Source organism: Cytobacillus sp. FSL K6-0129, from assembly GCF_038007625.1.
GTDB lineage: Bacteria > Bacillota > Bacilli > Bacillales > Cytobacillaceae > Cytobacillus > Cytobacillus kochii.
Genome location: NZ_JBBOXM010000001.1, coordinates 4,153,960 through 4,167,316 on the forward strand (window position 1 = coordinate 4,153,960; position 13,357 = coordinate 4,167,316).

Genomic DNA, 13,357 nt, shown 5'->3' on the forward strand with positions numbered 1-13,357 from the left:
TATTGAAGGTGGCTTCTTTTTATATCTTATCAGTATCGATAATATTCATCTCTTTTATATGATTTTTTGCCTCTTGATCACCTAATTGATAGATCATCTCATAAAGACGCATCAAAATTTGATCATATTCAGGGTTAGGCGATTTTTTATGATACTCAAGAAAAGGAACTTGAGCTCTAGCAAAGGTTTTTAACTCTGCATTATAGTTCTCATCTAAAAAGCGGTTTAGCTCAGCAATTTCAGCACCTGTTGCATATACTCTAAACTGCCAATCATGACCATCCATTGTGTCAAGTATTGTACCGTTTTCAAGGTTGATATAGTAAGCTTCTCTATTACTGTCCATTTAAACCTCTCCTTTTTCTCGGATAGTCATGTTATTCCCTGTTGGACTTGTAGATAAACAAACTATTAAATAACTATTTTTATTAGTATGCCATTGAATCAGTTGTTTTTAACTTAATTGTTCTAAATATCGGTATAATGTAGATTTACTGATCCCTGTTTGTTCTTTAATTTCTAATAAAGTGAAATTTTTTGTTTGATACATTTCGATCGCTTTTTTAACATTCTCATCAGGCTTTTTTGGTCTACCACTCGATTTTCCATTTTCTTTTGCTTTTGTTAATCCCCTTCTGGTATTTTCACTGATTACGTCACTTTGAAAGGAAATAAGCTTATTTAACATTGGTAAGAAATGCTTACCCGTTTCATCACCTGTATCGATTTCTTCATGTATTGCTTGGAAATAGATTTTTCGCTCATCTAACTCATTTAATAATTCTGCGAGATGATTAGTGGAGTCAGCTAATACGTTCAGTCTAGCGACAATCACTGTATCACCTTTTTGCAAATGGTTTAATAAATCCTTTAATTTATTTCTTCTTTTTGGTGAGGTATGTGCTTCTTGAAAGTATATATCGCAATCTTTTAAGTAAGTATATTGCTCATCTATATCTAAATCATGTAGAGGTCGTAAATATCCTGCGAACATAATCATTGCTCCTTTTCTTCTTAAAATGAAATAAGAACTAATAGTTGCATACGTAATTAAAGATATCATATCACATCACCTGAAAATTTCTTGATATGACATAATTAATCCCAAAAACGTTCCTTTATGAAACTTTTTGTGTTAAAATCTTCTCATTGCCTAAAAAAAGACGTGAATGAGGTGTTTAGGATTGATCACATGGAAAGAACAGTGGTTTTCAAATATTAGAGGAGATATTTTATCAGGCATTGTAGTTGCACTCGCACTTATCCCAGAGGCAATCGCCTTTTCTATTATAGCTGGTGTTGATCCAATGGTAGGGTTATATGCATCTGTTTGTATTGCTATTATTATCTCTGTTACAGGTGGGAGACCCGGAATGATATCTGCAGCAACTGGAGCAATGGCACTCTTAATGGTTCCTTTAGTAAAAGAATACGGTTTGGATTATTTACTTGCTGCAACTATTTTAACAGGAGTCATTCAGTTTTTATTCGGTGTATTTAAAATAGCTAAGGTAATGAAATTTATCCCGAGAGCAGTCATGATGGGGTTTGTTAATGCACTTGCCATTCTCATTTTTATGGCTCAGGTGCCCCATATTTTAGGAGAGTCTTATATGACTTTCATCTTTTTAGCTATTACTCTTTTAATTATTTATATTGTACCAAGATTTATCAAGGTCATACCGGCTCCACTCATTGCGATCGTTTTCCTTTCAGCAGCCGCTATCTTTTTTCAAGCTGATATGAAAACGGTCGGGGATTTAGGAGCGATTTCACAAACATTACCAAGCTTCTTCATACCGAATGTCCCATTTAATTTAGAAACATTGATGATTATACTCCCCTTTTCTGTTGCTTTGGCAATTGTTGGGTTGCTTGAGTCATTATTAACTACTCAAATTGTTGACGATATGACTGATACTGTTGGAGATAAGAATAAAGAAGCAAGAGGGCAAGGGATTGCTAACTTTGTAACGGGTTTCTTTGGGGGAATGGCAGGTTGTGCAATGATTGGACAATCCGTTATCAATGTGAAGTCGGGTGGTCGAGGACGTCTATCAACGCTTATAGCTGGACTTGTATTAATGTTTTTAATCCTTGTGTTAGGAGGGGTCGTTGTCCAAATTCCAATGCCTGTGTTAGTAGGTATTATGGTTATGGTCTCTATAGGTACCTTTGATTGGTCTTCTTTTGCTTATTTGAGAAAGGCACCATTATCTGATTCGTTAGTGATGTTAGTTACAGTCGGGATCGTTGTGTACACACATGACTTATCTAAAGGTGTTATTGCAGGTGTCATATTAAGTGCTATATGCTTCGCAGCGAAAATATCAAAGGTAAAAATAACAAAGACAATCGACCACACAAATTGTTTAACAAATTATCAGGTTCAAGGCCAAATATTCTTTGTCTCTGTTGATGCTTTTTTAGAAAAAATAGATTTTGACGTAAAAAAAGAGACGATTGTATTGGATTTCACTCAAGCTCATATTTGGGATGATTCAGGTGTTGGTGCGTTGGATAAAGCGATCTTGAAGCTCAAAGAAAACGGAAATTCCGTTAGAGTTCGAGGTTTAAACGATGATAGTGAACAAATAGTTAAGCGATTAGCTGTCAGTCAACATGAGATACAAAAGAGTTAGGTAAATGATATCATCATTTAAGATGTGTAAAAAGGTTGCGAGATGCTCGGCACTCGCAACTTTTTAATTGTAGAAAGTAATGATAAGTTTTTTTCCCTTATCTTTGAGTTAAAAGATAATTCATAATTATTTTTTAATGAATGATTTTCATTCATTATTTCTAAAATCTATTGTCGTCACTAATCACCCCATGATAAAATGCAGTGGTGCCTCAAATGGAGAGCGAATTGAATGATGGAGGATAGAAGCCATGAAAAAATATATATGGGATAGTATTGTCATTGTCTTTGGTGCGTTTCTTTTTGCATTAGCTATTAATCTGTTTGTCATCCCGAGTGAACTTAGTGAAGGCGGAGTTACTGGATTGACAATTATATTCTATTATCTTTTTGAATGGTCTCCAGGATTAGTGAGTTTCATATTAAATGCCATTTTATTGATTGCAGGTTATAAATTTTTAACGAAACAAACCGTTATATATACGATTATTGCTGTTATTTCGCTTTCTCTTTCCTTACATTTAACTGAAGGGTGGAACATTGATTCGAATGAGATATTAGTTAATGCCATTTTTGGAGGAATATTCTCTGGAGTTGGTATCGGATTAATTATTCGTGTTGGTGGTACTACAGCTGGAACAACCATTCTTGCGAAGATGACAAATAAGTTTTTAGGATGGAGTATTAGTTATAGCTTATTATTTTTTGATATTCTTGTTGTCTTAAGTTCTTATTTCATTATTGGTGCAGAGAAAGTAATGATTACACTTATTATGTTATATGTCGGTACAAAAGTGATGGAGCTTATTATTGAAGGATTAAATCCTAAAAAGGCTGTCACAATTATATCAAAAGAGTCAGACACGATTGCCCAACAAATCAATCAAAAACTCGACCGTGGAGTAACAGTAATGAACGGAAGAGGATATTATACAAAGCAAGCAAAGGAAGTACTATATATTGTCATTAGTAAACAAGAAATTATGAAATTGAAAAAAATTGTTTTAGCAACGGATCACACAGCCTTTGTTGCCATACATGATGTACGCGATGTGTTTGGTGAGGGGTTTGGAGATATGTCAAAAGGATGAGAAGTCGGCGATGAGCTGGCTTTTTCTTTTGGAAAGTTGAAAGTCTATAATATGTTGGAGTATTAGAGTGTAACCATTTAGAATATGATTCTCAAAAAAGGAGAGACTACCGCTCTCAGGAGAAGCGTAGTTACCTCAAGTGGCTTAAAAGAAGTCAAACTTGTTGAAAAAGCAGAAGAGCTTAGCGCAACCGTCTTATATAACCGTAATTTAGAACACTAAAAGGAAATTGACTTTTCTATAGAGACGAAAGTGGCATATATTTGCAAATTGAAAAGATGAGCTAACTGATAGGCAAATTCGGCGTGAATCATGTAGAATAGGAGGGATGGTGTTTTATTCGAGATATTATAGAAGGAGAAAGAAAATGACAGAGAAGATAAATGATTTACAACAAGTCGAGATCAAGCCTTTGCCGATTGCAATTGTGTTAATGATTGCTGCTTTTATTGGATTATTTAGTGAAACGGCACTTAACATGGCTTTTACGAATATTATGGTGGACTATCAGATTGAACCTCATGCGGTTCAGTGGCTGACAACAGGGTTTTTATTAGTACTTGGTGTTTTAGTACCAGTTTCGGGATTACTTATTCAATGGTTCAGTACGAGGCAATTATTCGCTGCTTCCCTTATATTCTCGATTATTGGTACATTGATTGGCGCGTTATCAATCAGTTTTCCTATGCTATTAATATGTCGTGTGATCCAAGCGATAGGGACAGCATTGCTATTACCATTAATGACGAATGTGATCCTACTTATTTTCCCTGCGAATAAGCGTGGAAGTGTGATGGGACTTATGGGCTTAGTCATTATGTGTGCACCTGCTATCGGTCCGACCATTTCAGGGTTATTAATTGATCAATGGGGATGGCATTCTATATTTTGGTTATCATTACCTATATTAATCATTACTTTAGTTGTTGGAATGGCTTTTATGCAAAATGTTTCTACCATTACGAAGCCCCGAATTGATTTTGTTTCATTGTTATTATCGACGATTGGTTTTGGTGGCGTTGTATACGGGTTTAGTAGTGCAGGAGAGGGAAATGGTTCGTGGGTTAGTCCTTTGGTACTCTTACCAATTGTAATTGGTGTAATTAGTTTATTGTTATTCTCTATCCGCCAGTTACGTAGCCCAGAGCCAATGCTCGATTTACGTGTTTTCGCTCATCCAATGTTTTCTTTAGGAACCATTATGGTTTTCTTATGTATGATGATGATTTTATCGTCTGCTATCCTATTACCACTCTACTTAAAAGGTGGATTATTACTAACTGCACTAGCAGCAGGTCTTGTATTACTACCAGGTGGTTTAATTAACGGTTTAATGTCTCCAGTTACAGGGCGACTTTTTGACCGGTTTGGTCCAAGGTATTTAATTATACCTGGTTTCGTTTTAACAACGATTATGACCTTTTTATTTACTAGAGTAACGACGGAAACGAGTTCAGCTTTGATTATTTTCCTTCATACGGTGATGTTAATCGGCGTGGCGATGATTATGATGCCAGCTCAAACGAATGGATTAAATCAGCTGTCAAGAAGGCATTATCCAGATGGATCAGCTATTATGAATACACTATCGCAAATTGCTGGTGCTATTGGTACTGCCGTTGCTATTAGTTTAATGGCAGCAGGCCAATCCAGCTATATACCTAAAGAAGGTATGGCAAATACAGCTATCGCAGCTGAAGCACTAACAACTGGTGTTCAAACAGCGTTTTATCTTGGGCTAATTGCTTCAATCATCGGACTGGTTTTATCTTTCTTTGTAAAAAGAGTATATGTTGAGGATGAAACAAAATAAAACTCGCCATTTGGCGAGTTTTTTTAACTTTGATTTACTATAATTGTTCTACTGCATGCGGTTCTAAGATGACTTCGATGTTATTGCGTACAGCTTTAGAATACGGACAAGTTTCATGCGCTTTATGAACCAGTTTTTCTAATGTCGCTTGATCGGTTCCTTTTGCTTTAATATTTAATTTCACTTGTAAGCTATAGCCTTCTTTTTCATCCTTAAAGAGACTGACATTGCCAATTACTTCCGTATCTATCGGTGTCCGATCCATTTTAGATACACCTTGCAGGGCACTTTCAAAGCAAGCAGCATATCCTGCAGCGAATAATTGTTCTGGATTTGTCGCTTCGGGCATTTCTTTCGCTCTAGGTGTTCCTGGCATTGCTATTGCGACATTAAAGTTACCATCCTCCGATACCGCTGTACCTTCTCGACCACCACTTACTGTAACTGTTGCTGTAAATAATTTCTTAGCCATTTGGATCGTCTCCTTTTTGAAATAGATTGTACTATATATATAACCTTTTTTTGATGAGTTACACATTTTTTTTAAAATCTATTCAAAAAAATGAGGGTTTAAGTTTGGCTCTTTCTAATAAATGTTTTGACCTCAGGAGGCGTATAAGTATAAAATTGCTGAATTAAATCAGCAGGACTCTCGCTAACTAGTGCCATTTTTAAAAATTTGTCCTGTAAAAATTGTTGTTCATTCATATGAGCAATCAGTGAAATTAAGAGGTCAAAATAGTGATCAATATTGAGGATACCAATAGGTTTTTGATGTAATCCTAACTGTCCCCAAGTAAATACTTCAAAAAACTCTTCTAATGTTCCGCAGCCACCTGGAAGCATAATAAATCCATCGGCAAGTTCTTCCATTTTATGTTTTCTTTCATGCATAGAATCAACGATGACTAGATCACTTAAGTTCGAATGGGCAATTTCTTTATCTTGAAGGAATTTAGGAATGACACCAATTACTTTTCCGCCGTTGGCTAATGTACTATCTGCTACTGCCCCCATTAAACCAATACTTGAACCGCCATATATGAGTGTGATGCTTCTTTTAGCTAATTGCTCTCCTAAAACCTGTGCCCCTTTCATATAAGAGGGATGTGCCCCTTGGCTTGAACCACAAAAGACTGCGAGTGCTTGCAAATTTTTCTACCCCCTTTTTATTTAATGAAGTATACTTATCTAAAGTATAGCAAATATTCTTATAAAATTTGAAGCGGCAGGTGGACCTATGAATGGTGTCGACATCATTACAGATTGTATGGCGACAAATTTTGAAATACAAAAGGTACAAACAGTACATCGGTTGAAATTGGCAGAATTTTGGGGCATTAAAGAAGGCGATCGTGTTTTAGAAATAGGTAGTGGCCAAGGTGACACCACAGCAGTACTAGCTTATTTAGTCGGTGAGGAAGGGTTTGTTCACGGTATTGATATTGCTTCTCCTACTTATGGAACCCCTATTACACTAGGTGAATCCATATCTTATTTGTTAAATTCAAAAATTGGCAAACAAATTCATATCGATTTCCATATGGATTTATTATCTGACCAAATTGAGTTCTTGGAAAAATCTTTTGATCATATCGTTTTTTCACATTGTGCATGGTATATGAACTCAATTGAGGAGTTTGCCGCATTAATGAAAAAAGTGAAAAAATGGGGAAAGAACTTATGTTTCGCTGAGTGGGATACGAGAATAAGTGTGGTTGAACAGTATCCACATTTATTATCCGTTCTTATTCAAGCCCAATATGAGTCTTTCAAAAAAGAAAGTGATGCTAATATTCGTACATTGTTTACCCCATTTGATATACAAAAAGTGGTGAGAGAGGCAGGCTGGGATATAGAGAAAGAACATATTATTTTCTCACCAGAGCTGCAAGATGCAAAATGGGAAGTGACTAAATTAGTAAGGGACTTGCATACTGAGTTAGAGCAATTAGGAGAAATACCTGAAAAGCTAAGGTCGCTTATCTTGTCACAAATGTCCATGTTAGAAGATTTTCGCGTGACGAATGAAATCACGCCATTATCTGTTTATGCGTTTACAGCTAAATAGCCATTGGACCGAATGAAATTTCTGTACTTAATATAGGTGTTTGTATTAGACAACTTATCACCTTCCAACATACCTTATTAAGGAATAAAACAGAATGGAGGTCTTAGCGTGAGCTATAAACAATGGAATAACCCAAATCAGGTGGCAGGTGCGCAATCGGGTGCACAATTGCCTCATCAAGTGGCAGGTGCGCAAACAGGTGCACAATTGCCTCACCAAGTAGCAGGTGCTCAAACTGGTCCATGGGGTGGTCAACCGCAATTCTTATCCCCATCTCATTCACCAGCACAACAAGGTCCAACTCAAGTTTCTCCAACTCAGCAATATGTAAAGCCGAATTATTCAAACACAAATATCAATCATGTACACCCTAGTCATACTACAAATGTTAATAAACACTGTATTACGCACAAACATTATTTCCCACACACTGAATCCGTTGTAAATGAGTGTAAAGAACAACATATCATGTGTGGTCAGCCTTACAACCCTTGTCAAACAGGCGGTTGGGGTCCTAAAAGACCTTGGTAAATTTTTTTGAGAACTGTCATTAATGGCAGTTCTTTTTTATTTTTCTTATATTTTCTTGATAGTGATCAAAAGGTTATTACAAATAGTATTCACGTTGACTTTACAAGGTACATAAAATGATGTATAGTTGGTTACACGAGTAATCAACCTATCAACTAGGTAGGAAGGGGTTAAAAGTGAAATCAGTCTTTGATGATTCTAAGCCAATATTTCAACAATTGGCGGAAACGATAGCAGATGATATTGTTGATGGTCACTTAAAAGAGGGAGATCAAGTACCTTCGACGACAGAGCTTTCTCAGTTTTATCAAATCAATCGAGCAACAGCACAAAAAGGTTTAGGGCTTCTTGTAGATAAAGAGCTGGTATTTAAACAGCGAGGTGTTGGTATGTTTGTAGCGAAAGGAGCGAAGGCGTTGTTATTAAAAGAAAGGCAAGCAGATTTCTATAAACAATATGTGCTACCTATGTTAGATGAAGCGAAGCGCATCCATTTAAAAGAAGAAGAAATTCTTCGACTTATAAGGGGGGGGAATAATGATTAAGATTCAAGGGATCGATTTTAACTACGGATCCACACTTGCTTTAAAGAATGTAAACTTAGTAGAAGAAGAGCCCATTATTATGGGACTTTGGGGTCGGAATGGCGCAGGTAAAACGACATTAATGAAGCTGTTGGCAGGTTTGGAGAAACCCAAAAATGGCGTCATTGATATTCATGGAATCTCGCCCTACAATCATTCAGAAGGGATGAAGTATATTGCTTATATGCAGGAAAATCATCCGTTTTCTGAGTTTTGGAATGTGAAAGATGCATTAATGTTTGGAGCGTATTTCAATCCAAATTGGGATCAGCAATATGCTGAAGAGCTGGTGGAATTATTTGAATTACCTAAGAAGAAGCTGATAAGGAAATTTTCTAAAGGGATGCAAACAATGATAAAAATCGTCATTGGCTTGGCTAGTAAGGCGCCAGTAACAATTATGGATGAACCGACAAATGGGTTAGACGCATTTAGAAGAAAACAATTCTATGATGTATTGTTAGAGACATATGAAGACCATCCACGTTTGTTTATACTTTCCTCTCATCATATAGAGGAAATTGAACCACTATGTGAGAAAATAGCTGTTATTCATAACAAAACATTAGCTAGTTATACCGATACGGAAGAGTTAAAGCGAAGGGGGCTCATGTTAACTGGGCCTGTAGAAGAAGTGCAAAAGCTAGTGCAGAGTCACCACCAAATACTTCAACAGAAAAAGTTACGTAACCAAATGCAAGTAATGATTGATGATGTAATAACAGATGAATGGCACACAATCGCGAATGCAAATAAGGTTCGTCTAGAAAATGTTTCGTTGCAAGACTATCTGGTGCAAAAAACAATGACGCAGGAAGGGAGAGATTAACATGTTCTCTACATTTAATGGACCGTTTAAATTAATGTTCGAAGATTTGAAGAAACAGACAATTATTATTCTCTCTATTACTGTGAGCATACTTATTCTATTTTCTATTAGTGGCTATTTAATTGGTGAGAATTTCACTGGTGCGATTTTTGGACCTATATATGGATTTTTTCTCATTTATCCGTTTTTACTCTATAATAAAACATATAAGTATGTTCTTTCACTAGGAGGAACAAGGCGGCAGTATCTTTTAAGTACAATAATTAATACAGTTTTATTTATCTGTATTAATACGGCTTTTCTTAATGTGATGTATCAGTTAAATTTATATTTATCAGAGAACAATGTTAATCCAGTTCAATTGCAACATGTTGGCTTATTATTTCAAAGTGATAATCCAGTTCTTTATTGGTGGGCTGATGTTGTGCTGTGTGTGTTTTTATTTGGTGTCTTATTATTAGTCAATAGTCTATGGTTTTATTTAGGTACAATTAGGCTATTAATTGGGATAACGATTTTCGGTGGCATATTGGTTGTTTGGTTTACAAATGAAGGAATGGGTAAAATAATTGACTTATTTATTAATCATTTACTTACATTCATTCACATATTAGGATTCGCTGGTTTATGCGGTATGGCTTTATCCTACTTGATTATGCGAAACGGCCCACTGGAAAGAGGTGGCCATTTAGTAGGGATAAGATTAAAGAATAATTAACAATTATATTGAAAAAAGGTACTGCATGTCGCAGTGCTTTTTTTTTCGATGATATATAGTGAACACCTAACAACAATGAGAATGAGGGGTGAAACCATATAAGACATGTAAGAAAAAGATGAAAATTAAGGTTAGATATGGTAATTGGAATGTGGAGTGAAAGAATGGGGAAAGTAATGACGATATGATTAAAATCTTATATTCGGAGTAAAGTAAGAAGCATAGTGACGTTGTAGTACGGGATAATAGATAAACGCTTGAAAAATCGATTTTTTCCATTTGGAAAAATAAAAAAGCTGAAAAAACTGTATGATATGTTAAAATAAACTCAAGAATTGAAAATGTTAAGGTTAGTGAGGACAAAAAGTTGAATAAACAATTAACAAAGGATTACTCACCCTATTTAACTTTTAATCGAAGTGAATGGTCAGCACTCAGTAGGAGATCAACCATTCCTTTAGAGGATTTGGATTTGCAGTCATTACAAGGGGTAAATGACCGATTATCATTGTCAGAAGTAACAGAAGTATATCAGCCTATTTCCCAACTTTTGAATTTGTACTATTTAAATGCAAAAAACATGCATAAAGATAGCAATCATTTCTTACAGATGGAAACAAAGAAGGTTCCTTATATTATTGGTATTGCAGGAAGTGTGGCAGTTGGTAAAAGTACAACGGCTAGAATGATTCAATATTTGATTTCGGAGTGGCCTGAACAGCCTAAGGTAGACCTAGTAACAACGGATGGATTTCTCTACCCAAATGAAATATTAGAATCAAAGGGACTTATGAAGAAGAAAGGCTTCCCAGAAAGTTATGATATTAGTAAGCTCTTCAAGTTTCTTTCTGAATTAAAATCGGGTCAATCAGTTGTGCAGGCACCTGTCTATTCACATTTAACGTATAATATTGTTCGTGATGAGATGCAAACGCTTACGGAGCCTGATATTGTCATTGTTGAAGGAATTAATGTCTTACAGCCACCTAAAAATGTGAGAGGTAAAGATAAGCCCTTTATCTCAGACTTCTTTGACTTCTCTATTTATATCGACGCTGAGGAAGCGAATGTTGAGAAATGGTACAAAGAAAGATTCCAACTACTTAGGAGTACGGCTTTTAAAAATCCGAAATCTTATTTTAATAAGTTTGCCAAAATGAGTGAAGGGGAAGCTTTAGCAATTGCTGACCGAATTTGGAAGGAAACGAATCATACAAATTTAAAGAAGAATATATTACCCACGAAGAACCGTGCTGATTTAATTATTGAAAAAGGCGAAGGCCATAGTGTGACAGAAGTAAAAGTTAGAAAGCTATAAAAGGAATCCCGACAATACCTGTACTAATAAAAAAACTGAGTGATAATCATCACTCAGTTTTTTTCTATTTAACAATGGCTAATACAAATCCGTCGTAACCTTTTTGACCAACTGTTTGTATCGCTGTAGATTCTACTTGGGGATGATTTTCAAGAAGGTCGAAGAAGGAGCGTACACCTTGTATGCGAGGGTCCGTACTATGTTCTTCAATGATTTCTCCATTTCTAACGATATTGTCGGCAATAATTACTGCTCCCTTATTAGCTAATTTTAAGGCCCAATTTAAGTATGCTGGATTATTCTCTTTATCAGCATCGATAAATATTAAATCAAATTGCACTTCTCTTTCATCAAGAATAGGTAATGTTTCTAAAGCTTTACCCTCAATGATTTCAACTTGATCTGAAAATGGAGTCTTTTCAATGTTTTTACGAGCAACATTGGCATATTTTGAATTAGCTTCTAATGTATAAATTTTAGCCCCTTTATTGAGTGCTTTTGCAAACCAAAGACTACTATAGCCTCCAAGGGTGCCAATTTCTAGAATGTTTTTAGGGGAACGTAACTTTGTGATTAAGTAAAGAAGCTTTCCTTGAGTTGGTGATACATCAATGGCAGGTAAGTCTGCTTCCTCATTTGCTCGTAGTATATCTTCGAGCTCACTATCAATTGTAATTAATTTGTCGATTAAGTAATCATCCACATCAGACCACACAATTTTATCTTCCATCATTATCTCCCCTTTTATGAAAAATGTATGTTTCTTTATTTTAAGTATATGTTATGATTTATAATAAAAAAAATATATTATTTTTATAGTTTTATAAATAATAATTATAATAAAGGGTGATTGTATGAACACACATGGGTTAAGACTATTTTATCAAGTGGCAAAAATCGGCAGTTTCACTAAAGCGGCTGAGCAATTAAATATTAGCCAACCGGCTGTTTCTAGCCAAATTAAGAAATTCGAACATGAAATTGGTGTGCCTTTATTTCAACAAAATGGTAGAAAAGCCGTTCTTACTGAATTTGGTATAGCTTTGGCTGGTAAAGCAGAGCATTTGTTTTCTTTAGAAAAGCAAATTGAAGCATTTATAGATGATTACCGTAATGGTGAGGAAGGAACGATAAGGATTGCTACCACCTATTTACCTGCAAACTTATTATTACCTAAGTTAGCAGCCAGTTTTAAGCGTGAACATGAAAAGGTCAATTTGGTCATTTCTACAAGTAATACGAAAGATGCTTTTGATCAACTTCAACATTATAAAGCAGATATTGCTATATATGGTGGAATTGGTGAACGCCCGGAGAATGTTGATTGGTACGAATTATTAGAAGATGAACTATGGTTTGTTGTAGGGGCAAATCATCGATTAGCCAATCAAACGATTAAACTTGAAGAAATGGTCAAAGAGCCGTTCATTATGCGAGAAGAAGGCAGTTCCATGCGTGAGCATTTGGTCTCGCTTTGTTATGCTAACCAATTAAATCCGCCGAAGGTTGCCCTGCAATTTGATGGACTAAGTGAAACAATTTCTACGGTCATATCCGGATATGGAGCAAATTTTATTTCCTCACTCGTTGTCAAAGACCATATCAAAAATGGGCAACTAGCAAGGGTTTATGTAGAGGGCGTTTCTGTACAACATAGAATTGCCATTTGTACACGTAAAAACGAGGAACAATCCATCCTTGTCAAACAATTTATTGAGAAATGCAAACAGAACATTAGGAAAAATTATTGAAAAACATAAT

The 13,357-nt window shown here is 35.5% G+C and carries 15 protein-coding genes; 10 read left to right on the plus strand and 5 right to left on the minus strand.

The features are described 5' to 3' along the window. Positions 1-19 precede the first annotated feature (19 nt). Both MHI57_RS21160 and MHI57_RS21165 read right to left on the minus strand, forming a co-directional pair. A complete protein-coding gene (locus MHI57_RS21160) occupies positions 20-346 on the minus strand; it encodes a hydrolase (protein WP_340978141.1) in 327 nt (108 codons plus the stop codon). 108 nt (positions 347-454) lie between these two features. Further along, positions 455-1,063 carry a recombinase family protein gene (locus MHI57_RS21165; RefSeq protein WP_340978142.1) on the minus strand — a complete coding sequence of 203 codons (609 nt, stop codon included), beginning with the start codon at positions 1,061-1,063 and terminating at the stop codon, positions 455-457. A gap of 121 nt (positions 1,064-1,184) precedes the next feature. Between MHI57_RS21165 and MHI57_RS21170 the strand changes: the two genes are divergently transcribed. The 3 genes from MHI57_RS21170 to MHI57_RS21180 all read left to right on the plus strand — a co-directional run bounded on the left by MHI57_RS21170 (position 1,185) and on the right by MHI57_RS21180 (position 5,545). Next, the gene (locus MHI57_RS21170) at positions 1,185-2,642 is read left to right on the plus strand and encodes a SulP family inorganic anion transporter (protein WP_328199623.1); all 1,458 of its coding nucleotides are present in this window, start codon (positions 1,185-1,187) and stop codon (positions 2,640-2,642) included. Between the two features lie 250 nt (positions 2,643-2,892). Further along, positions 2,893-3,732 carry a YitT family protein gene (locus tag MHI57_RS21175; protein WP_251162892.1) on the plus strand — a complete coding sequence of 280 codons (840 nt, stop codon included), beginning with the start codon at positions 2,893-2,895 and terminating at the stop codon, positions 3,730-3,732. A gap of 367 nt (positions 3,733-4,099) precedes the next feature. Continuing rightward, entirely contained in the window at positions 4,100-5,545 is a 1,446-nt protein-coding gene (locus MHI57_RS21180; protein ID WP_095370259.1) for an MDR family MFS transporter, read from the plus strand. A gap of 37 nt (positions 5,546-5,582) precedes the next feature. Here MHI57_RS21180 and MHI57_RS21185 read toward each other — a convergent pair whose 3' ends face one another. After that, on the minus strand, positions 5,583-6,017 hold the full coding sequence (locus tag MHI57_RS21185; RefSeq protein WP_095370258.1) for an organic hydroperoxide resistance protein: 435 nt from the start codon (positions 6,015-6,017) through the stop codon (positions 5,583-5,585). Positions 6,018-6,115: 98 nt separating this feature from the next. Further along, positions 6,116-6,697 carry an LOG family protein gene (locus MHI57_RS21190; RefSeq protein ID WP_340978143.1) on the minus strand — a complete coding sequence of 194 codons (582 nt, stop codon included), beginning with the start codon at positions 6,695-6,697 and terminating at the stop codon, positions 6,116-6,118. 88 nt (positions 6,698-6,785) lie between these two features. Between MHI57_RS21190 and MHI57_RS21195 the strand changes: the two genes are divergently transcribed. From MHI57_RS21195 to coaA, 6 genes are all read left to right on the plus strand, one after another. Then, positions 6,786-7,616: a class I SAM-dependent methyltransferase gene (locus MHI57_RS21195; RefSeq protein ID WP_095370256.1), complete on the plus strand. Its 831-nt coding sequence runs from the start codon at positions 6,786-6,788 to the stop codon at positions 7,614-7,616. Between the two features lie 108 nt (positions 7,617-7,724). Further along, complete coding sequence (locus MHI57_RS21200) at positions 7,725-8,147, plus strand: CotD family spore coat protein (protein ID WP_233435294.1); 423 nt, start codon at positions 7,725-7,727, stop codon at positions 8,145-8,147. A 176-nt stretch (positions 8,148-8,323) separates the two neighbouring features. Further along, positions 8,324-8,692, plus strand: coding sequence for a GntR family transcriptional regulator (locus MHI57_RS21205; protein ID WP_095370255.1), 369 nt, complete (start codon positions 8,324-8,326; stop codon positions 8,690-8,692). Next, positions 8,685-9,560, plus strand: coding sequence for an ATP-binding cassette domain-containing protein (locus tag MHI57_RS21210; protein ID WP_095370254.1), 876 nt, complete (start codon positions 8,685-8,687; stop codon positions 9,558-9,560). Before MHI57_RS21205 ends, MHI57_RS21210 begins: the two co-directional genes overlap by 8 nt. Before the next feature lies 1 nt (position 9,561). Continuing rightward, on the plus strand, positions 9,562-10,278 hold the full coding sequence (locus MHI57_RS21215) for a hypothetical protein (RefSeq protein ID WP_095370253.1): 717 nt from the start codon (positions 9,562-9,564) through the stop codon (positions 10,276-10,278). A 367-nt stretch (positions 10,279-10,645) separates the two neighbouring features. Beyond that, on the plus strand, positions 10,646-11,596 hold the full coding sequence (gene coaA, locus MHI57_RS21220) for a type I pantothenate kinase (RefSeq protein ID WP_095370252.1): 951 nt from the start codon (positions 10,646-10,648) through the stop codon (positions 11,594-11,596). 64 nt (positions 11,597-11,660) lie between these two features. Here the strand turns inward: coaA and MHI57_RS21225 are convergent, their stop codons facing one another. Continuing rightward, on the minus strand, positions 11,661-12,326 hold the full coding sequence (locus MHI57_RS21225) for an O-methyltransferase (RefSeq protein WP_340978144.1): 666 nt from the start codon (positions 12,324-12,326) through the stop codon (positions 11,661-11,663). A 124-nt stretch (positions 12,327-12,450) separates the two neighbouring features. Here MHI57_RS21225 and MHI57_RS21230 point away from each other — a divergent pair, with 124 nt between their 5' ends. Next, complete coding sequence (locus MHI57_RS21230) at positions 12,451-13,347, plus strand: LysR family transcriptional regulator (protein ID WP_095370250.1); 897 nt, start codon at positions 12,451-12,453, stop codon at positions 13,345-13,347. Positions 13,348-13,357 lie beyond the last annotated feature (10 nt).